At 37.5% G+C, this 17,569-nt stretch carries 19 protein-coding genes and 1 pseudogene; 12 read left to right on the forward strand and 8 right to left on the reverse strand.

The genetic code is table 11. The annotated features are described in order from the left end of the window. Positions 1–206: 206 nt before the first annotated feature. The gene (locus AC4QJR_RS04370) at positions 207–1,055 is read right to left on the reverse strand and encodes a hypothetical protein (RefSeq protein ID WP_496525427.1); all 849 of its coding nucleotides are present in this window, start codon (positions 1,053–1,055) and stop codon (positions 207–209) included. 349 nt (positions 1,056–1,404) lie between these two features. On the opposite strand from AC4QJR_RS04370, the gene AC4QJR_RS04375 reads away from it, so the two are divergent. Further along, the gene (locus tag AC4QJR_RS04375; RefSeq protein WP_496525428.1) at positions 1,405–1,551 is read left to right on the forward strand and encodes a hypothetical protein; all 147 of its coding nucleotides are present in this window, start codon (positions 1,405–1,407) and stop codon (positions 1,549–1,551) included. Positions 1,552–1,644: 93 nt separating this feature from the next. On the opposite strand, the gene AC4QJR_RS04380 is transcribed toward AC4QJR_RS04375, so the two are convergent. After that, positions 1,645–1,986 carry a YqzG/YhdC family protein gene (locus AC4QJR_RS04380; RefSeq protein WP_496525429.1) on the reverse strand — a complete coding sequence of 114 codons (342 nt, stop codon included), beginning with the start codon at positions 1,984–1,986 and terminating at the stop codon, positions 1,645–1,647. A gap of 154 nt (positions 1,987–2,140) precedes the next feature. On the opposite strand from AC4QJR_RS04380, the pseudogene AC4QJR_RS04385 reads away from it, so the two are divergent. The 3 genes and pseudogenes from AC4QJR_RS04385 to AC4QJR_RS04395 all read left to right on the forward strand — a co-directional run. Continuing rightward, a pseudogene (locus tag AC4QJR_RS04385) lies at positions 2,141–2,617 on the forward strand (GNAT family N-acetyltransferase); the annotation flags it as partial. A gap of 9 nt (positions 2,618–2,626) precedes the next feature. Continuing rightward, a complete protein-coding gene (locus AC4QJR_RS04390; protein ID WP_496526618.1) occupies positions 2,627–3,199 on the forward strand; it encodes a GNAT family N-acetyltransferase in 573 nt (190 codons plus the stop codon). Positions 3,200–3,313: 114 nt separating this feature from the next. Next, positions 3,314–4,732 carry a tetratricopeptide repeat protein gene (locus AC4QJR_RS04395; protein ID WP_496525430.1) on the forward strand — a complete coding sequence of 473 codons (1,419 nt, stop codon included), beginning with the start codon at positions 3,314–3,316 and terminating at the stop codon, positions 4,730–4,732. 93 nt (positions 4,733–4,825) lie between these two features. Here the strand turns inward: AC4QJR_RS04395 and AC4QJR_RS04400 are convergent, their stop codons facing one another. Next, positions 4,826–5,056, reverse strand: coding sequence for a hypothetical protein (locus AC4QJR_RS04400; protein WP_251461003.1), 231 nt, complete (start codon positions 5,054–5,056; stop codon positions 4,826–4,828). Positions 5,057–5,209: 153 nt separating this feature from the next. Here AC4QJR_RS04400 and AC4QJR_RS04405 point away from each other — a divergent pair, with 153 nt between their 5' ends. Continuing rightward, positions 5,210–5,665, forward strand: a complete 456-nt coding sequence (locus AC4QJR_RS04405) for a DUF2269 family protein (protein WP_098575860.1) — start codon at positions 5,210–5,212, stop codon at positions 5,663–5,665. Positions 5,666–5,743: 78 nt separating this feature from the next. Here AC4QJR_RS04405 and AC4QJR_RS04410 read toward each other — a convergent pair whose 3' ends face one another. Then, positions 5,744–6,520 carry an alpha/beta hydrolase gene (locus tag AC4QJR_RS04410; RefSeq protein ID WP_251461004.1) on the reverse strand — a complete coding sequence of 259 codons (777 nt, stop codon included), beginning with the start codon at positions 6,518–6,520 and terminating at the stop codon, positions 5,744–5,746. A 500-nt stretch (positions 6,521–7,020) separates the two neighbouring features. Here AC4QJR_RS04410 and AC4QJR_RS04415 point away from each other — a divergent pair, with 500 nt between their 5' ends. Next, on the forward strand, positions 7,021–8,265 hold the full coding sequence (locus tag AC4QJR_RS04415) for an MFS transporter (RefSeq protein WP_098575858.1): 1,245 nt from the start codon (positions 7,021–7,023) through the stop codon (positions 8,263–8,265). A 77-nt stretch (positions 8,266–8,342) separates the two neighbouring features. On the opposite strand, the gene AC4QJR_RS04420 is transcribed toward AC4QJR_RS04415, so the two are convergent. Beyond that, positions 8,343–9,854 carry an ATP-binding protein gene (locus AC4QJR_RS04420; RefSeq protein ID WP_496525431.1) on the reverse strand — a complete coding sequence of 504 codons (1,512 nt, stop codon included), beginning with the start codon at positions 9,852–9,854 and terminating at the stop codon, positions 8,343–8,345. Positions 9,855–10,278: 424 nt separating this feature from the next. Here AC4QJR_RS04420 and AC4QJR_RS04425 point away from each other — a divergent pair, with 424 nt between their 5' ends. After that, a complete protein-coding gene (locus AC4QJR_RS04425) occupies positions 10,279–11,910 on the forward strand; it encodes a M4 family metallopeptidase (protein WP_496525432.1) in 1,632 nt (543 codons plus the stop codon). 458 nt (positions 11,911–12,368) lie between these two features. Then, the gene (locus AC4QJR_RS04430) at positions 12,369–12,590 is read left to right on the forward strand and encodes a hypothetical protein (RefSeq protein WP_098575855.1); all 222 of its coding nucleotides are present in this window, start codon (positions 12,369–12,371) and stop codon (positions 12,588–12,590) included. A gap of 57 nt (positions 12,591–12,647) precedes the next feature. On the opposite strand, the gene AC4QJR_RS04435 is transcribed toward AC4QJR_RS04430, so the two are convergent. After that, positions 12,648–13,157: a DoxX family membrane protein gene (locus tag AC4QJR_RS04435; protein WP_375376267.1), complete on the reverse strand. Its 510-nt coding sequence runs from the start codon at positions 13,155–13,157 to the stop codon at positions 12,648–12,650. Positions 13,158–13,450: 293 nt separating this feature from the next. Here AC4QJR_RS04435 and AC4QJR_RS04440 point away from each other — a divergent pair, with 293 nt between their 5' ends. The 3 genes from AC4QJR_RS04440 to AC4QJR_RS04450 all read left to right on the forward strand — a co-directional run bounded on the left by AC4QJR_RS04440 (position 13,451) and on the right by AC4QJR_RS04450 (position 15,523). Continuing rightward, the gene (locus tag AC4QJR_RS04440; protein WP_496525433.1) at positions 13,451–14,158 is read left to right on the forward strand and encodes an MBL fold metallo-hydrolase; all 708 of its coding nucleotides are present in this window, start codon (positions 13,451–13,453) and stop codon (positions 14,156–14,158) included. Positions 14,159–14,170: 12 nt separating this feature from the next. Continuing rightward, positions 14,171–14,746, forward strand: a complete 576-nt coding sequence (locus AC4QJR_RS04445; RefSeq protein ID WP_496525434.1) for a TetR/AcrR family transcriptional regulator — start codon at positions 14,171–14,173, stop codon at positions 14,744–14,746. Positions 14,747–14,917: 171 nt separating this feature from the next. Next, entirely contained in the window at positions 14,918–15,523 is a 606-nt protein-coding gene (locus AC4QJR_RS04450; protein ID WP_496525435.1) for an exonuclease domain-containing protein, read from the forward strand. 100 nt (positions 15,524–15,623) lie between these two features. On the opposite strand, the gene AC4QJR_RS04455 is transcribed toward AC4QJR_RS04450, so the two are convergent. Both AC4QJR_RS04455 and AC4QJR_RS04460 read right to left on the reverse strand, forming a co-directional pair. Beyond that, on the reverse strand, positions 15,624–16,049 hold the full coding sequence (locus AC4QJR_RS04455; RefSeq protein ID WP_375376264.1) for a VOC family protein: 426 nt from the start codon (positions 16,047–16,049) through the stop codon (positions 15,624–15,626). A gap of 201 nt (positions 16,050–16,250) precedes the next feature. Beyond that, entirely contained in the window at positions 16,251–16,775 is a 525-nt protein-coding gene (locus AC4QJR_RS04460; protein ID WP_496526619.1) for a DinB family protein, read from the reverse strand. Positions 16,776–17,009: 234 nt separating this feature from the next. Here AC4QJR_RS04460 and AC4QJR_RS04465 point away from each other — a divergent pair, with 234 nt between their 5' ends. Further along, positions 17,010–17,498, forward strand: coding sequence for a hypothetical protein (locus AC4QJR_RS04465; RefSeq protein ID WP_496525436.1), 489 nt, complete (start codon positions 17,010–17,012; stop codon positions 17,496–17,498). Positions 17,499–17,569 lie beyond the last annotated feature (71 nt).

Raw genomic sequence — 17,569 nt, forward strand, 5'->3', positions numbered from 1 at the left:
TATAATAAAAATAATGTCAAAAAGGTCTAATAAATAAAGGCTCATGAAGAAAAGGTAAGGTTAGGATAGATGAAGATATTGGCAATTCTTTTTTTAGGAGGAAATTAAAAATGAGTATTTTTCATGATTGAAGATCCAGATATTCTCAGCAGGGAATTTGGACCTTATGAATGGGGTGGGAAACGGTAGCCCAAAAGTGCCCTTGGCTACCGTAAGTATGTCAGTTTAGACAATCTTTTATCAATAATACCTGTTAGCAGCAGGAGAAGAATCGATAAAGTGACATAATAGGGCATGTCCCACCAGACGAGGCTACAAAGAATTCCAGTATTAATGAGCATTAGATTCACGACATACATAAGGAAACCAGTGATAATATATTTAATCCAATTCCTGTTTAAGTTAAGTTTCGTCATTAGACAATAATACAAACTGTCACATAGATAGAAAATGGCACCCAAAGCAATGGAATCACGACCAGAATTTTCAAACCAACCAGGGGAGTATATTCGATTCGAGAAAAAAATGATGGGCAAAACATGTGCGCTTGCAGAGAGCGCGCCAGTTATTAAATAAAGGATCCAATAATGTTGGAATCCCTTGGAAGGACGCAAAATCCAATGATAATAAATCTTGGCCGCAGCAAAATAGAATGGGAGCCCCAGTCCTGTATAGGCTAATCTCCACCAATTATGGGAGTAAATATGTAGCTTTAAAAACAACCACTCAATTCCTACAAATAATCCAGAGAAAAAAATAATCCATATCCAATTTAAATGAAAAACAGCAATTAAGGTGGCCACAACCGGTAAAGCAAAGGCATTTGAAACAAACGCGCCCAAATTGTTGTCATAGAATTCATTAGCCTTGATAAAATTCGGATTATAATTGTAACAGGCTAAGAAATTATAGATGACAGTCTCAATCAGAAAAGCCCCACCTATATTTGTTAATAATAAGTATAGTGATTGAGTGTTTCTTTTTTTGAATAGTATAAAACTAAATAAACTGATGCTTAGAACAAGTAAAGCATAATACCAATATGAGTTATGCATAACATTCACTCCGATTAACTGGTTAATTTAGTTTGTTCCTAAGAATTGGAATCTATGCAATTTGTGCCAACAAGTAAAAAACCACTAAGAGGAAATGAGCACTCTTAGTGGTTTTCTGTTCTTGATTCAATATTAATGATTAGCCCGGTCAAACCCAACAACCGTCCAAATTCCTGTAGTATCTTGTCTTACGAGTCGTTTTAGGTACACCCCCGTCCAGCCATAAATTCTAAATGTAGGAAGGTAAGTTGAGTCATCTTCTCGAATTTTTTATAAATGAATTTAAGGAGGTCATTTAAGCGGATTTTTAAGTGAGGAGTTTTTGGAGATATCAACGAGGTGAAGAGGATTGTATCAATTGAAAGAAGGACTAGTCGTTAGGAATGAATTTTCAAGCATTCCGTATTCATTGATTCATCATGAGGAACTGAATAAAAGTATTTGTATTATGCTGCCAGGCCTTGGATATACGACCCAACGTCTGGCATGTTTTTGAATCACAATATAAATATTCTTCATGTTAATTATCAGTTTGCTAAGAATAATTGTATCATTGGCGACCAGGGCCATCATTTTTTTTGAAAAAGGACTATCTCGAGGTTTCCTGAAAAGTTACCTTGATGACTTTTTCCGTCACTTTATTAAATTCTATATTAACGAAGACACCGAATTCTTTATTCTTATCTTTTAACCAAAGCTTAAACTTTTCGGTGGAGGTTTGCGGTCCGCTTGTTCTTCCAATGTGAAGATAATCAATGATCTTGGCTTGCGGATACTTTTTATGGGTTTCCTTCAACGCCAATGTACCCCACTTTGCATATGGAGGAATCGGTTTTTGTTGCGCAGATACTCTATTTATGGCTGTCAGTGGACTTATACTTCCGGAGAAGCAGAGGATAGAAATAAATAAACTAATTAAAACTTTTTTCATGATATAACCTTCTTTGTTTTTGCTCTTATCATTTCTTTTTAGATAATAACTTATGTAGAATTTTATTAAGCACTATTTGTTAAATTTCAACAGAAAAGTACTGAGCCAGGATGTGGTCGAGTTCTTGGCTGTTAGATTTGCGGAGGGGATTATTATGGAGTTTAAATTACTAACTGCTTCTGATGCAGAAGGCTATTGGGCGCTAAGGTTGGAAGCACTAAAGCAGAATCCGGAAGCGTTCTTAACGAGTTACGAAGATGCTTTAAAAAGAGAAAATCCGATTGACCAAGTTGTCCGTAACTTTAATGCTGAAGGGAATTATACATTTGGTGCATTTGAACAAAAGAATCTAATTGGAGTTGTCACTTTATTGCATGAGAATGCTGAAAAAATTCAGCATCGGGCCAATATTTTTGCGATGTATGTTACCCCTAAGAAGCAAGGTATGGGTGTGGGGAAAGCATTAATGACTGAGGCCATAAATAAAGCCAAATCGATTCCAGCGATTGAAAAAATAAATTTATCTGTGATGGCAAGCAATGATAAAGCAAAACAACTTTATCGTAAATTAGGTTTTCAAGTATATGGATTCGAGGAAAATGCCTTCAAAGTTAATGGAATCGATTATAATGATGAACATATGGTATTGCATTTGAGAGCAGTAGATGAAAAGTCTGTCTTTAAAGGTGATAATATCTATATTAGACCGTTCTCTAAAGAAGATGCCGTGCCACTCCTTCAATTAAATAAAGACAATCGTCACTTTTTTGAAAAATTTTCGATGGAACGCAGTGAGGACTTCTATACAGTTGAGGCGCAGCTGAAGCGAATCCAGACGTATCAAGAAGAGTGCAGCATGGATCAGAGCTATGTATTTGGAATTTTTACAAATGAGGGCTGCTTAATTGGAACGATAAATTTATTTCACGTTCTTAGAGGCTCACTTCATAGTGCGTTTATCGGATATTTTTTAGATGAAAAGCATAATGGGCGAGGCTTTACAACAGAGGCGGTTAAATTGCTGGTGGATTATGCATTTAAGGAATTGGAATTACACAGGATAGAGGCCGGCGTCATGCCGCACAATATTGGTTCCATTCGTGTATTAGAGAAATCCGGTTTCCATAAAGAAGGATTAGCTGTGAAAAATGTGAAGATAAACGGAAAATGGGAAGATCATCAGGTATTGGCAATTATTAACCCGAATGATTAGGAGGCTAAAAAGGGAGGTCCCGGTTAAAGGACCTCTTTTTGCGTTTATGATATAATAAAGTCATGAAGGTAAAATTTTTAATAGCTGTATATTACGATAGGGGGCAGATGCAGAATGGATAACAATCAAATAATGCCAACCGAAATTTCGATAAAAAATAAAAAACATATGGTAAAAGGAAATGTAATAAGGGCCGCCGTATATGCAAGGAGTAAGGTAATCGAACTTAGTACGGTAGATCAAGAAAGATATTATCTTATTTACTATAATAATGCCCTTATTTTTGGTGGAAAGCTCGACCAAGTCGAGAAAGGAACATTTATATATAAAGCGACTCAAGAAGGTATTACTATTGAATTTCCGCATCCAATCTTACGTGCATTAATCCCCGAAGAAACCGTAACTATTCCCAATAAAAGTAACCTTTTTTCTCGACTTCAACTCGATTACTCACCACAGGAAATGGTCTATATTCTAACCACACTTGACTCTTTTTTCGAAAAAGAGCAACTAATCAAGGCTATTGATAAGGTTTTCTTCCACTTTAGAAGAAACGGTAAATTTCTAAAATCCTTTCAAATCCTTCAGATGTTAGCTGATTTCGCACCGAAATTCAAATCAGCACAAGAACGTTTGACCGCCCAAGAATTTAGTTCATACCACCATTTTTACCATTCCTCAAGTTTACCTGCAATCCTATCCAAGGACCCCCTATATGTAGAATTGAATTGCTTCAAAAATCGAACCAATCCAGAAGAACAAAAATGTTTAGAAGAAATAGTGAATAAACAAGACGGTTTAGTTGAGTTATTGCTATGGTTAGAAAATACAGAGAAACTTATAGAGACTAAATCGATCGAGAAGTATACAGGCAGAGCCTTACGCTTTGTGACGATGGAAGAATGGATGCTGATTTTGGCACAACTGAATATCAATGCCTTTCGAGTGCTTCCTGATTCAGAATCTGTCATCAAAAAAATGCTTCAAGCTGGTAATTATGAGAAAACTGCCCTATGCTTATTCAGATTTATCGATGACCTGCCAGCCTCCTTCAATGCCAATCTCCTAATAATTTGGGATCATTCTGACCCGACATTTGTCATAGAACATTTTGATGAATTTATTAAATTGTTGCAGCACTTGCCACATTCAGAAAAAACTAGGCGCTTTGAACAAAAGGTGTTCCAATGTGCTGAATTCCTCCTTAAAGAGCATGACCTTAAAACCGTGTTTGAACAACTCAGCCCTATACAAATGGTAATCCCGGGACTGGAAGTGATAAAAAAGATAAGTGAAATGGTTGAATTATTAGAGAATCCTGATCGGATGATGGAATTAGGTGATTATTATGCGGAGTTCAAACAATTTGATCAAGCGATCGATTGTTTCTTTTGGGAAATGGAACTCGATCCGCAAAATCCTGCTCCTGTACGGAAAATCAGTAAGATGTATCAATCAAAAGGGATGATTCAAGAAGCAGCCGCCTATCAAAAGGTACTTACTCAATTAACAAGTAATCAAGAAACTGGATGATGTCCTATCTCATCAAAACTGGGTGCACAAGAAAAGGTCATCAGAGAGATTTCTGATGGCCTTACGTGTTTGTTATACTTTTTCATCAATAAACTAAATTCTATTCTTCACATCTGCTCTAATTGATTCGATGATATTCTCGGATAAATTAGCCGGCAATGACACTCCGTTCTTAAAGACCCAAGCATTCACAACTTCAAGGTCTCCTTTTCTAAAAGTAATACTATAATCTTGCTCCTGGTAGGTAAAATCAGCGGTTACTTCTTCTTGATCGTATGCCTCTTCATCAACAATCATATTAAAAATTTCATAAGGTTGTTTCACAGAAAAGCTCCTTTATATATTCTTTTTGTAAATAGGGTTAACTTTAAAAATTTGTTTATTCAAAAGGAGCCACAAAAACTACTATATTTCACTTTAATATATTAATTAAGAATATGATAAAATGGGGATGGAGTGAATGGAGGTTGGCAGCAATTGATTACTATCTATAAAATCCTTGTTTTCATACATATTTTTTCAGCCATCCTAGGGATGGGGCCGGGATTCATATTAACAACCGTGGTTAAATCTGGAAAAAACATGACCGAATTAAGACATTCCTATAAGATTAGACATAAGTTGCACATTTTTGTTATGATTGGCGGCACGCTTTTATTAATTACAGGGTTAAGTATGGGGCTCCTTAACCCAAGCCTATTTAAGATGGGGTGGTATGTAACAAGTCTGATTCTTTTTTTGGCAGCCCTTGCCATTGGTCCGCTTGTCCTATCACCTAGGTCAAAACCAGTAAAAGCACTTTTAGAATCTCATAAAGGCGAAGAAATCCCAGCGGAATATTGGCGTTTATCAAAAATACTCTTCCAATTTGAAAACCTGGAAAATATCATCTTTTTAATCATCATCAGCTTGATGATCTTAAAACCATTCTAATTGGGTTATATTGGGTGTCAGGCACTATGTGAATTTTTCACATGGTGCCTGACACCCTTCTTTTCGTACTTCTTCGTATTAATCTGAAAATATGTAGGAGAGTACGGCCGGAATTCTTTTTCTAAAGAATGGATAAGCATGTTCCGCATCCTCGACAAGCTGAAAGTGAAAATCGTGTATTTTTTCATTCAATATTTCGTATACACGATTGGTAAGGTCAAGGAAAACTTGATTCATTTCTTCATCTGCACCAACTTCTCTTGTGCCAAAATCCATATAAAACTTTTCGATTTTAGATAAGTCTGATGTTCTTAACAGGTTTTCAATTTCCTCTTGATTTCGATAAAATCCAGGTGATAAAGCTGCGATTCTTTTAAAAATATGCGGATAACGGCAGGCTGCATAGGTGGAGATTAATCCACCCAATGATATTCCAGCCATCGATGTATGATTTTGAATGGTACGGTACTTCTCATCAATTAACGGTTTCAGCTCGTTCACAATAAAATCAATATATTCTTCACCGCGGCCGCCAGATGGACTGGCGTATCCTAAGATTTGTTTGCTTACCTCTCCATGACCCCATGGACAGTATTCATTGACTCGTTCCTCCCCCTCAGGATTTAGATCAATCGCAACGACAATGATCTCAAGCCCATGCTTATCCAAGTAATCTTTCATTCCTAAAGATACCCCTTTGATGGCCCCTTCATCTTCAAAAACATTTTGTCCGTCATGCATATATAAGACTGGGAATCTTTTATTTTCCTCTCTGTAACTACTAGGCAGGTATACTCTAATCAGTCGTTCTTGTTTAAAAGAGCTCATATAAACAGGGAATTTTTCTAACACCATAGCCGCCTACTTTCATTTTTTTTCTATTTAAAATTTACCATAATTTTCATCGGATTCGTTGAACTATATTCGAAACTGCGACAAAGTATGATTAAGAAGGAGTTAGATATAATCAAATAACAAGACTTGAAGACTAAAAGGTATCTATAGGTATATTAATTTTATTGATCCTATTAGTTTAGAATATCTTGGATTTACCTAAACTAATAAGGGGTTCAGGTGATTTTCATTGGTATACACCGTTTGACAAACTTCGCTATTGATTCTTCGAGTTGAATCGAGTAGTATGGAGAATACGATAATTGAAAGGGTGACCATAAGGCCAATGATTCACTAAACCTATTAAAAGAAAAAAATTCGGATAATTAAACGAACATATTTCTGGATAGGGTTAGTGCGGGCTTTTATAGACAAAAGGGAGTAAAAGGTACTTGGTGTACTGTGCCCTTTTGCTACATAAGTACCTCCTGTCCAGATAATTGGATGAGGAGGTTTTTTTTATGGAAGAAACAAAATCAAACATTACCATGGGGGACTTATTTAGGAATCGTGTCATACGCACAATCTTGCTTTCTACGTTATTCTTGCAAATCGGTATTTGGGTACGTAACTACTCCATTTTATTATTTGTGATTGAGAAGACAAATGAAGATCCCGTTGCAGTCTCACTGATTTCAGTTGCAGAATTCGCACCAATCTTTCTTTTTTCCTTTATTGGAGGGACTTTTGCTGATAGGTGGCGGCCGAGACGGACGATGATTTGGTGCGATTTCCTCAGTGCGGTGTCTATCTTTATTGTTTTGTTAACACTGGTATTTGGGGGCTGGAAGGTCATTTTCTTTGCAACTCTCGTGTCATCGATCCTTTCACAGTTTTCACAGCCTTCTGGAATGAAACTTTTTAAGCTTCATGTAAAAGAAGAACTAATTCAAATGGGGATGTCGATGTACCAAACGGTGTTTGCGCTCTTTATGATTTTAGGTCCGATTATTGGAACTTTTGTGTATCAGCATTACGGTATAAATGCAGCGATTGCGATTATGGGTATTGCCTTTATGCTTTCGGCAGCGACTCTATTTATGCTTCCACCTGACAGAGAAATTGAGGAAGGCCCTGTTAAAACGACACTTATGGACGAAATGAAGGCAGGATTCCGTTATGTTTGGAACAGTCGAGCGCTAACCTTACTAGGTGGCTGTTTTGCGGCAGCAGGTCTAGGGCTGGGACTGACGCAGCCACTATCTGTTTTCCTTATTACAGAAAGACTTGGTTTACCAAAAGAGGATTTGCAGTGGTTGATGGCAGCTTTTGGAGCGGGGATGATTTTAGGTGGTGGACTCACGATGGGGTTAGCCAAAAAGACTCCTCCACAAATCTTGCTTGCCATTGGAATGAGCGCTTCGGCACTAGGATTTTTCGCGATGGGGCTATCAGAACAATTGTGGCTGACATTGACCGCGCAATTCATTAGCGGTTTGTTTATGCCTTGTATTCACATTGGGATTAATACAATGATATTGAAAAACACAGAAGAAGCTTTTATCGGTCGAGTCAATGGCATATTAAACCCTATGTTTATGGGGACAATGGTTATTACCATGACAGCGAGCGGATGGCTGAAGAAAACCACTTCTTTGGTAACCATGTACGAATTATCGGCCCTGCTATTTATCGTGGGGGTAATTATTCTCATTCCACTCTTCAAGAATTCCGTTAATCTTTTGAACAAGAGTGAGGAAGTATAAAAGAATGCACATGGTGCCTGACACCCATTTTGTTTATTTTTAAAGCTGCCCTGTTTTCGAGGGCAGCTTTTTTACGCCTATTGGTTGAATACCAATGGGAGTGTAATGATGACTTGTGTTCCTTCATTTGGAATACTGTGGATTGAAATCTTCCCGCCATAGGAGTCGATAATCCGTTTGCAAACAGTTAATCCTAAGCCAGATCCATCCTTCTTGAGTGTAAAGAATGGGTTAAATGCTTGGTTGATTTGATCTTGCTGCATTCCCACTCCGTTATCGGTGACGGTAATTAAACAGTGTTCTGCCTGTTTCTCAAGAATGATAGAAAGTTTTCCTCCAAAAGGCATGGCTTGCAACGAGTTCTTTGTTAAATTAAGAATGACTTGCTTTAACTGATCTTTGACACAAGAAACGGGTAGATTTTCCTTAGAGTAATTAATGATTAACTCCACATTCATAAAATTAGCCTCGGAATGAATGATCGGCTCGATTTCTGTCAGAATGGTATTAACATTATCAATTTTAAGCGTATGAGCAGTGGGTTTTCCTAGTACAAGCAATTCACTAACAATACCATTGATTCGATCGATTTCTGTTTGAATTACTTTGAAATAGGATTGGGCTTTCTGATCGTGATATTCCTCGCTTAAAAGTTTTATTAATCCTTTTATTCCGGTTAATGGATTCCGGATTTCATGAGCTGTGCTTGCCGCAAGTTTCCCGATTAATTCTAGTTTATGATGTTCCGTTTGCGCATTTTCCCTTTGCACTTTCTTTTTCAAAAGAAAGTATTGAGCCCATAAAAAGACGATATTGGAAATGGTTAAAAAAATCATCAAATATTTAACAAACGATTTCCAAAAAGCTACTTCATTTTCCGATTGGACAAAGACGGATATTTTCCAATTAACATTGGCTATTTTCATACTGGATTTTACCGAGTCCTTTTCAGGTAGGGAACCCGCTTTAAATAAAATCTTGTTTGAATCATCGGTGATAATGACCATTTCGCCATTAACCAGGTTTTTAATGGCTGCTTCAATTTTATCTGTCCGTAAACTGGCAACAAGCACACCCTGCACTTTTCCATGATCGACAATCGGAGTAGCAATTGTGATGATTTGCCTGCCTGTAACCCGGCCAATATGTACGTCCGAAAAACTTGTTTTCTCTGTCTGGATGGCATGTTGAAAATAAGGTTGATCGTTTACATTCACATTTTTAGAATTTGTATTCGTACTAATTAATAAGTCACCTTGGCTATTTGTCCAAAAGAAACCAGATAGACGAGGATCCTTCCCTTTTGTTTCTCGAAGCACTGTTTCCAAATTAGATAGGTTGGTGTTCTGATACTTAAGTGAAGTTGCGAGCATTTCTAATCGGCCAACCGTTTCGTTAAATAAATTTTCTATATTCATTGTGTGGAAGGTGGCATATCGTGCGGCTTTATTTTTATTTTGTGCTTCCAAAATTTTTACTTGGTGTTGGGCTAACACCGAACTAGCGGCTAAAGCGGGAATCAAAGTGAGAAGTAGATAAAGTAGAAATTTATTTTTTAGAATTGACGATAGAACGCGAATGAAAACCAAGTGTAATCTACTCCTCAATGTTGTATAGGATTATTCTACTATTTTTTTTAGCACTCGAAAATACATTTTGCTGTTTATTATTGGTAATAGTATGTTTTTATTTAGTGGATTCTAATACCGAATGGATTATTATTATCAATTCATATTATGAAAAGAGTAACTTAAATTAATGTTTAATCGCTATATAAAAAGGTACAAAAAATAAAATAAAGTTTAGACCCCCGAAAAAATAAATAATAAAATTTTCCCAACGCTTTTGAGATCCTAGCGTTGGGATTTTTAATAGAATAGGTTATTTTTCGTTAGTACTTTCGTTAGTGCCTGACACCATGTCCCCTATTTTTTCCCAATTATCCTAATAGATTCATCGTGTTATGATTATTTTGAAAATTCTACACAAAGAGAAATTAGGAGGCGTTTGGCGATGAAAAAGAGAACATCACTAGTATTAGCATTGGGATTAACAGTGGGGTCTGCTCTGCCAATAACGGCTGCAGCAAAAACTGTACCGTATAATGTTACGGTTCAGAAAGATGCTATGCAGTTTGGTAAGGATGCAAAGGTTCATTGGAAACAAGGTCAAAAGGTACCATCCTTTGTTCATGGAAAGTTATCTACCAAAGCATATAAAGATAAAGATGCCATTAAGCAATTTTTAAAAGAAAATAAAGAGCTATATCAATTAGATACAGCTAAAGATTTAACTTTACTAGATGTTCAGACGGACGAACTTGGCAGCAAGCACTATAATTTTGTTCAATCGGTTCAGGGGATTCCGGTGGATGGAGCACAGTTTAAGGTCCATACCGATAAAAATGGAATCGTTACGGCAGTGAATGGAGATGTATTTCCAGAAGCATCTTCCTATTTCAAGGGCGCATTAAAAGCTCAGCTATCGAAGGATGCTGCTCTCGATAAGTCTTGGAAATCTATTACAGTAACAAAAGCAGAAACCCTAACCAATGCCGAGGATGGTCCTACCGGTAAAAAGGTAGAGGATACCGTTGAAAAGGCTGAATTAGTAGTTTATAAGAATGGCGATCAATTTAATCTGGCTTACAAAACAAATCTCCAATTTATTCAGCCATACCCTGCTAATTGGGTTGTTTATGTGGATGCTGTCAACGGGAATATCTTAAAGTCCTATAATGCGGTGGCTGATGGAACAGGAGTAGGTGTCCTTGGGGATACGAAAACAATAAACACCTACTACTCAAGCGGAACTTACTATTTATATGATATTACTAAGCCGATGACGGGTGTCATTGAAACAAGAACGGCAGCAAATCAATCCCGATTACCTGGTAATTATACAGTGGATGCTGATAATAATTTCAACGCTACCGGACAGCGAGCCGATGTAGATGCACACTACTATGCTGGTGTTGTTTATGATTATTATAAGAATACATTTAATAGAAATAGTTTTGATAATAATGGAGCCACTCTTCGCTCCACTGTCCACTATGGTAGAAATTACAACAACGCCTTCTGGAATGGATCACAAATGGTTTATGGAGATGGGGATGGAAAAACCTTCCGTTCGCTGTCAGGTGCTCTTGATGTTGTAGCCCATGAATTAACCCATGCGGTTACGGAAAGAACAGCTGGGTTACAGTACCAATATCAATCGGGTGCCTTAAATGAGTCCATTTCTGACACATTCGGGGTGTTTCTTGATAAAGGTGATTATTTAATGGGGGAAGATGTTTACACGCCGAATACAGCTGGTGATGCACTTCGCAGCCTGTCCAATCCTAAACTTTATGGACAGCCAGATAATATGAGCGGATACGTAAATACAACATCTGATAATGGCGGCGTTCACACAAACAGCGGAATTCCGAATAAAGCAGCCTATTTAACGATTTCAAGTCTAGGGACAGCTGTGGCTGAAAAAATCTACTATCGTGCACTTACAGTTTATTTGACTCCAACAAGTAATTTTAGTGGGGCACGTGCAGCGCTCCTTGCTGCAACAGCTGACCTTTATGGATCAGGCAGCACACAATACAATGCCGTTAAATCCGCTTGGACACAAGTAGGAGTAAACTAAGAAAAGAAAGAGGTCAGCCATCATAAAAGGGGATGGCTGACTTTTTCTTTGAGCAAAAAAAAGGATTGGTGTCAGGCACCAATCCAATAATGGGAAGTTTTAAGAAATGAGTTCTTCAAACCATTTCCGTATTAACTTGAGTTAATCATATGAAAAACTTATGTAGAATTTAGGTGGAACTTGTGTGGAAGTTGTGAAGATTTTATATGTGCAATGTAGTTAAGATGGCATATACTTATAAAAATTTGAAATCTAAATTTCTCCCCATATTTTTACTCGATACTATTAAACTAGCGAATATTTATAAAAATTGCGCCGTTTGTTGGTGGATAAATTTTTTTCTTACCGGGTGTTGTTATTCCCTTTTTTTGCAATATAATAAAAGTAAGGTGTTCACAAAATTGTCAAAATACATTTATCGAATTTACATACAAAATAATTTTTCAGGGGGAAGACATATGATTAGGGCGGCTATTGCTGGTGTAGTGGGTTTTGTGCTTATTTTTATCGAATCGATGATTGTCATGAATCTCAAAGGCCTTGAGACCATTGAGTTTGGCGGCATAGCTCCATTCATAAATGTCTGGGCTATGAATTTCTTTTTCGTCTTTGCTATTCTTACACAAGTAACCAATTGGTACGTGAACAAGGAAAGTTTAGAAGAGGATAATAGCTATTAATAATAAAGCGACGCAATCTGGCATAATGCCCAAGATTGGCGTCGCTTTTTGTTTGGTTTAAACGTTGTGTTTTACGAATTTATTACCTCCAATAGCTGTTTTACGAATGAATGGAATTACCCAACGATCAAGACCGATGCGGCCGGCATTATAACCAGCGAAAAGAATAATTGCTCCAATGAAAAGGTCAGTTGGAATATGAGATACAGTTCCTGCTAAGAAGAAAGAGAAGTTCATCACAAGACCAAAGAACATTGCAGCAGTTGTTAAGCATCCAAGAATTAGTCCAAGTCCAACTAAAAACTCGCCAAGTGGAACGATTGTGTTAAAAATATCAACGTTTGGTAATGCAAAGTGTTGTAAGAAATCAACATACCAGCCATAAACTACGCTGCCGTCAGGTCCTTTTACGGGATTAGCAATGGCTCCTTTTAAGAATCCAGAAGCATCGAAACCACCTGCTAATTTGTGGTACCCAGCTGTTAACCAAGAATAACCGATATATAGGCGGAGGACTGTTAAAATTCCTGCGGCAACTTTGTTTTCTCTTAACCAATTTACTACCATGTGAAACACTCCTTGTTTAATAAGTTTTTTATTTGTTTTCTATATTGTTACTATAACAAACTTATTTCGAAATTAGGGTAAATTGTTCACTATTTCACATATTCGTAAAAAAGTTTTGAACAAATTTTGAACAAACAATCCTTTTTCAGGGAGTGCTTCGTTAGTATTTTTTGGTATAGGGGATGAATATAGCTTTAAAGTAAGGGTTGAAATTTTTACCAAAAAAGGGCTTGATAAAACTAATAGTATTAGTTATTATAAAACTAACGATATTAGTTAAAGGGGATATGCCAGTGAGGATGATTAAAAATGGATATTTATATCAAGTCACTTTCATGGCAAGAGTTTTTCCAGTCAACTGCTATTTGGTGGAGGAAGAGGATGGGTTAACGTTAATTGATGCGGCACTAGGTTTTTGCACGAAGGGAATTATGAAGGCCGCGGAATCGATTGGAAAGCCAATTACCAAAATAGTACTGACACATGCTCATGAAGATCATGTCGGTGCGCTGGATTCAATAAAAGAAATGCTGCCAGTAGTACCGGTGTATATTTCGGTTCGCGACAATAGGCTAATGAATGGTGATCGTTCGCTTGACCCTCATGAGGCGCAAACCGCGATTAAAGGCGGTGTACCGAAAAAATTAAAAACGAGACCTAGTATTTTATTGAAGGAAGGCGACTTGATTGGTTCGTTAACCGCGATTGAAACGCCAGGACATACACCCGGCTCGATGTCATTTTTAGATTTACGTACAAAGGCGTTGATTGCTGGGGACGCCTTGCAGACACGGGGTGGAATGGCGGTAGCAGGGGATATAGTCCCATGGTTTCCATTCCCAGCCTTTGGTACTTGGAGTAAAGAAACAGCCATGATTAGCGCACGGAAATTAGTGAGTTACCAACCAGAGTTACTTGCGGTCGGCCATGGGGAGATGGTGATGAATCCTAGGAAAGAAATGGAACAGGCAATCAAACATCTTGAACGAAAAATTGGATAGGGAGTCATGACTATGTCACCAAGACCAAAAATCGGTCTCGAATTATCTTTTATTATTGAAGCGGCAGGAGAACTTGCCGACCAGCAGGGAATCCAGGAAGTTACCTTAGCAAACCTAGCGAAGAAACTAGGTATCCGCTCGCCTTCTTTATATAACCATTTCGACGGACTTCCAGGATTACGAAAGAAATTGGCGATCTATGGAATCAATATGCTTTATAAAGTGATGGCAGATGCAGCAATTGGGGTGTCAGGCACCGAAGCTGTCCTCACGGTAAGTCAGGCTTATGTAGATTTTGCCCGTAGGCATCCAGGAATTTATGAGGCTACTTTACTTGCACCGAATCCGGAAGATGTGGATGTGCAGCAAGCAGGGGTGAAAATCGTTGACCTTTCTGTTCGGATTTTGCAGGCATATCATTTAGAAGGGGAGCGTGCCCTGCATGCTGTGAGGGGCTTGCGCAGTATTTTACATGGATTTTCATCCTTAGAGCAAAAGGGCGGGTTCAAGATGTCGTTGGATTTGAACGAAAGTCTAATGATTATTATCAAGGCATTTCTTGCGGGGATGGAAGAGGGAATTAATTAATGTCGATAGGAAGGTTCATTGTGCCCAAAGACATAGAAAATACCTGTCGTGGGCACTCTGGAGCGCCTCTTCCCTTGAGTATACTCATGAAGGTACATTTTGGAGATAGCAGTTCTCCATTGACCTTTGGTATAATGGGTTAAAGTTTAGTATTAAGGGATGATCATGTAAATGAGATCAGAAAAATTGGGATTAGTATTAGATGTTGAGACTACCGGTTTAGGGCCAACCAAAGATGAAGTAATCGAACTTGCCTTAAAGTTATTTTCTTATCGAGCCGACACTGGCGAGGTAATCGATATTATCGAAGAAGATTCCTTTTTACGTGAGCCGCTCTCCCGTACAGCAAGGAATAATTATGACTCAGCGTACCGAGTTCATGGAATCCCATATGAAATGGTTCAAGGGAAAAGCTTTTATGATGTAAAAATAAAAACATACTTCCATCGTGCCGATTCCGTGTTTGCTCATAATGCCTCCTTCGACCGAAGCTTTCTTTATCATATGTATCCAGAAGTTAACGATCTGAAATGGTACTGTACAATGAGAAATATCCCTTGGAAAAATTACGGATTTCCCAATGGGAAATTACTCACGCTATTACAAGCACACAACATTACAGACTACCAAACACATAGAGCATTAGATGATATTACATACTTGTTGGAGCTGCTTAAGAAAACAAGTCCAAATGGAAACTATTATCTTCAAGAAGTGCTAGAAAAGTCCCCAATGAGAAAATATCAGCCAGCATTTTCACGATCGAAAATGGGTTAAAAAAACTAATCACGCTTGATTAGTTTTTTTGTTAGAATGGCAAAAAAACCCGGTCACATATTGGACCGGGTTCATCTTAATACAACTTGTATGTATGAATTTATTGTCTTCCCTCAGTGAAGATTTGGAAGGTTATACCAAATTTATCGATTACACTGCCATATGCCGGGCTGAAAAATGTTTCTTGAAGAGGCATAGTTACTTGGCCGCCTTGTTGCAGGGCTTCAAAGAATTTATGCGCTTGGTCTGCATCGTTCGTTGAAATACAGATGGTCACTTGATTACCGCTTTGATGTGGTTGGCCAGGGAAAGTGTCGGAAAACATTAATTCTGTTTCGCCCACTTTAATCGTAGCATGACTTATACGGTCTTTCGCTTCAGCTGGTAGTGGAAAATCAGGATTTTCTGGCATTTCTCCGAAAGATTGTGAAAAAAGAACTTGTGCATCTAAAGCGTTTTCATAGAATTGTATGGCTTCCTTCGCATTTCCATCCATCACAAAATAGGGAATCAAACGTAATGTCATAATTAACCTCTCCTCAGTTAAAAAATTATTTTTTCGAGAACCTCTATCCGATAATAGCTGTTGTGGACATTTTGATTTAAAAGTTCCACTTCTTATTATTACCGATAATTCTATTATAAAACGGGGAACTTATGTTCGCAACAATAAAATTAGCGAAAATTGAGTCCGCAGGATAAATTTTCCCACGGACTCGATATTGGTCTATTTTAATAACGGCAGGTATCGGTCACTAATAATATTCAAATGATGGAGAGCGTGGCCTGCGATAATGTAGGCGATGGCACGGGCAGTGACTTCTGTGTTATTGGCAAATCCAATGTTTGTCCAGGCCTCTTCCGGCATATTTTGAATTAAAGTAAGGGTAGCTTTTCTAGTGGCAATAAAGTCTTCGAGAATAGTTTTTATGGGTAATTTATGAATTTGCGAGCCTTGAACATAATCATTCTCATTAAAACCCGCCAAAGAGGTCTGGTCCCCACGTCCAACGCGGAGAAGTCGATAACTCATAATTCTTTCTGTATCCGCCATATGGCACAGTACTTCTTTGATGCTCCATTTATTTTCAGCATAACGAAAGTGGCCAACCCCCTCGGATAGTGACTCGAAAAGTTCGATTGTTTTGACCAAATGCTCCTTCAAAAGTAATAATAGATCACCATCAGGAACTAGAGTTACATACGGTTTATAATATTCTGGGTACTCATTTACTAGTGGGCGTTGTAACATTTTCAATTTCTCCCTCCTAATTCTAATGACAAAATTGAATTTTCGGATAATCATCATACATAATTTTACCATAAATCGTAAATAGTGCGTTAAATCTGTTCGTACTTGCTTTTTATACAAAAAAATAGCTACTATATGAAATTCCAATTTAAAGAAAAAAATATTTTTATAAAATCATAAATAGTTTTTTCCAAATTTGTGCATTCTAAAAAGAAAAAGGATTGGCACACATAGATGAGAAAAAATAAAATGATTTTACTCGTTATCATGATCCTGCCTTGGTTATCGATGCCGTTCATGGGAAAACGAACAATTAAGCATTTATTTCCAGGGGCTATATTTATGTTCATCTGGGTAGCTGTTGAAAGTATTCTCGCCAAAAAAAGAATGTGGTGGCGGATTTATGAAAGGATAAATCCTAGGGTAATTGGCGAATTGCCATTCATGCTGGGGCCATTTTTTGTCGGTTCATTATGGATTTTAAAATGGACTTTTGGTAATTTTATTCGATACCTATTTTTAAATTTAATTTTTGATACTCTTTTTGCTTATCCAGGGATGTACATTTTAAAAAGACTAGGAATTGCCTCTCTTATAAGACTAAGACCCTACCAAATGGTACTTTTGTTTATGAGTAAATCAGTGCTCATGTACGGACTTCAGAGCACGGTGACTAGATTGCGTAAAAAACCTAAATCTCTTCTTCAAAGAATATTCTCATAGGAGACACCATGGGAAACAGTGGGTAGATGCTGTTTTCATATGGTGTTTCCTTTTCTCGTTATGCTATGTCT

The organism is Neobacillus sp. BP17 (assembly GCF_059579525.1).

Bases quoted from the DNA above. Each gene is read 5' to 3' on its own strand.
- AC4QJR_RS04460 (WP_496526619.1), bottom strand. From the start codon at position 16,775: ATGTTACAACGCCCACTAGTAAATGAGTACCCAGAATATTATAAACCG.
- AC4QJR_RS04425 (WP_496525432.1), top strand. From the start codon at position 10,279: ATGAAAAAGAGAACATCACTAGTATTAGCATTGGGATTAACAGTGGGG.
- AC4QJR_RS04380 (WP_496525429.1), bottom strand. From the start codon at position 1,986: ATGAAAAAAGTTTTAATTAGTTTATTTATTTCTATCCTCTGCTTCTCC.
- AC4QJR_RS04370 (WP_496525427.1), bottom strand. From the start codon at position 1,055: ATGCATAACTCATATTGGTATTATGCTTTACTTGTTCTAAGCATCAGT.
- AC4QJR_RS04430 (WP_098575855.1), top strand. From the start codon at position 12,369: ATGATTAGGGCGGCTATTGCTGGTGTAGTGGGTTTTGTGCTTATTTTT.
- AC4QJR_RS04395 (WP_496525430.1), top strand. From the start codon at position 3,314: ATGGATAACAATCAAATAATGCCAACCGAAATTTCGATAAAAAATAAA.
- AC4QJR_RS04450 (WP_496525435.1), top strand. From the start codon at position 14,918: ATGAGATCAGAAAAATTGGGATTAGTATTAGATGTTGAGACTACCGGT.
- AC4QJR_RS04445 (WP_496525434.1), top strand. From the start codon at position 14,171: ATGTCACCAAGACCAAAAATCGGTCTCGAATTATCTTTTATTATTGAA.
- AC4QJR_RS04410 (WP_251461004.1), bottom strand. From the start codon at position 6,520: ATGGTGTTAGAAAAATTCCCTGTTTATATGAGCTCTTTTAAACAAGAA.
- AC4QJR_RS04455 (WP_375376264.1), bottom strand. From the start codon at position 16,049: ATGACATTACGTTTGATTCCCTATTTTGTGATGGATGGAAATGCGAAG.
- AC4QJR_RS04465 (WP_496525436.1), top strand. From the start codon at position 17,010: ATGAGAAAAAATAAAATGATTTTACTCGTTATCATGATCCTGCCTTGG.
- AC4QJR_RS04415 (WP_098575858.1), top strand. From the start codon at position 7,021: ATGGAAGAAACAAAATCAAACATTACCATGGGGGACTTATTTAGGAAT.
- AC4QJR_RS04435 (WP_375376267.1), bottom strand. From the start codon at position 13,157: ATGGTAGTAAATTGGTTAAGAGAAAACAAAGTTGCCGCAGGAATTTTA.
- AC4QJR_RS04390 (WP_496526618.1), top strand. From the start codon at position 2,627: ATGGTATTGCATTTGAGAGCAGTAGATGAAAAGTCTGTCTTTAAAGGT.